The following is a 1,817-nucleotide window of genomic DNA, read 5'->3' on the forward strand; positions in this document are numbered from 1 at the left end:
GTGCCAGGCCGACCCCGGCGGAACGGACCGGCGGCTCGCGCTGCGCTGCTTCCGCCGGTTCGAGGCCACCGTCGACGGCCGTCCGCTGGACTGGGGCGCGACCCGGCCCCGGGTGCGGGCGCTGGCCCGGCTGCTCGCCGTCCACGCGGGCCGCCCGGTGCACCGCGAGCACCTGATGGCCGCGCTGTGGCCGGAGAGCCCCGCCCGCACCGCCGGCCACGGCCTCCAGACCGCCGTCTCCGCCCTGCGCACCGTCCTGGAACCGGGCCAGGACCGCGGCCGCGCCCGGATCCTGGTCCGCACCGGCGAGGCGTACATGCTCGACCTCGCCCCCGACGGCAGCTGCGACGTCCAGCACTTCGAGGCCGCGGCCGGCCGGGGGCTGACCGCGGCCGCCCGCGGCGACACCGACCGGGCCGCGCAGGCGCTGGAGCGCGCGCTGCGCCTGTACACCGGCGAGCTGCTGCCCGAGGACGGCCCGGCCGAGTGGGTGGTGCCCATCCGCGAGCGCTACCGCGGCCAGGCGGTGCGGGTCGCGCAGACCCTGGCCGAGGTGGAACTGGCCCGCGGCCGGGCCGAGCCCGCCGCCGCGGCGGCCGCGCACGCGCTGTCCCTGGACCCGTTCCACGACGCGGTGTGGCGGCTGCTGATCGAGGCGCACCGCCGCGCCGGCGACGAGGCGGCCGCCCGGCACGCGGAGCGCCGCCACGCCCAGATGCTGGCGGTACTGCTGCGGGGCTGAGGCCGCACGGGCACCCGCCGGTCAGGGCCGCTTGAAGAACTCGACCTCGGCGAGAGCGACCCGCCGGCCGGCGCCCTCGGTCCCGTACGCGCCCTGGACGGTGATCCGCAGCGTCACGACGTCGCTGACGGCGAAGTGGAAGCGCTGCTGCCCGGGTACGTCGGCCAGCCGCACGGTCCGGCTCGTCGCGCGGCCCTCGCGGTCGGTCGCGGTGAACTGCAGGGCGGCCGGGCGGCCCTGCTGGAGGAACTTCTCGGCGACCGGCGAGCTGCCGGGGTGGACGACGAGGTCGAGCAGCCGCACCGGCCCGGCGAAGGTGGCCTCCAGGAACTCGCCCTGCCCGGCTCCGGCGGTGTCCGGCGCCCAGTACTTGTCCGTCGTCCCGTCCACGGCCAGCGCCGGGTCGTGCCCGGCCTGCGCACTGGAGGCGGTGACCCGCACGGCGTGCAGCTGCTGCGGGGAGGCGAGCCGGTCGCGTACGGCCTCCACGGCGCGCAGGGCTTCGGCGCGGAAGAGGGAGCCGCCGCCGGCCAGGAGCAGCAGCACGGCGAGCAGCGGGACGAAGCGGGGCAGCCGCCACTGCCGGGGCGCGGCGGGCCGCTCCCCGGGGGCGTACCGGCGGCGCCGGCGGCGCAGCAGCCGCCGCCACCACGGGGGCTTCGGGGCGACCCGGGCGTCGAGGAGGGAGGCTCCGCAGCGCCGGCAGTAGTTGCGGGTGGGGATGTTGCCGGCCCGGCACTGCCCGCAGATGAGGTCCCCGGGCTCCGGCTCGGGCTCCTCCGGCTCCACCGGCCGCGACACCACCGCCGGCGCCTCGGGCCCCGGCCCGTCGATCCGCGGCTGCACAGCCCTGGCCGGCGCATACCGAGGCCGCGGCGGCACCCCACCACCCACCATTCCTGCCCCGGCGGCACGACTGGCCCCGTGCGTACCACTGGCTCTGGGCGTACCACTGGCCCCGGGCGCGCTACCGGCCCCGTGCGTGTCCCCGGCCGCCGGCGGCACCAGGGTCCCGCCCTCGGGCCCGCGTGATCCTTGCCCTGGCTGCCCGCCCCCCGGCGCGTGGGCGCGGCCG

General features: G+C 79.2%; 2 protein-coding genes. One reads left to right on the plus strand and one right to left on the minus strand.

Annotated elements, in window-relative coordinates; translation table 11 throughout:
* Positions 1-742: AfsR/SARP family transcriptional regulator (locus GPJ59_RS35920; protein WP_219672313.1), on the plus strand; the 742-nt coding region annotated here is incomplete at its 5' end.
* Positions 743-763: 21 nt separating this feature from the next.
* Here GPJ59_RS35920 and GPJ59_RS35925 read toward each other — a convergent pair.
* Positions 764-1,546, minus strand: coding sequence for an NADase-type glycan-binding domain-containing protein (locus tag GPJ59_RS35925; protein WP_219672314.1), 783 nt, complete (start codon positions 1,544-1,546; stop codon positions 764-766).
* Between the last annotated feature and the right edge of the window lie 271 nt (positions 1,547-1,817).

The sequence above is a fragment of the Streptomyces bambusae genome (assembly GCF_019400985.1).
Lineage (GTDB): Bacteria > Actinomycetota > Actinomycetes > Streptomycetales > Streptomycetaceae > Streptomyces > Streptomyces bambusae_A.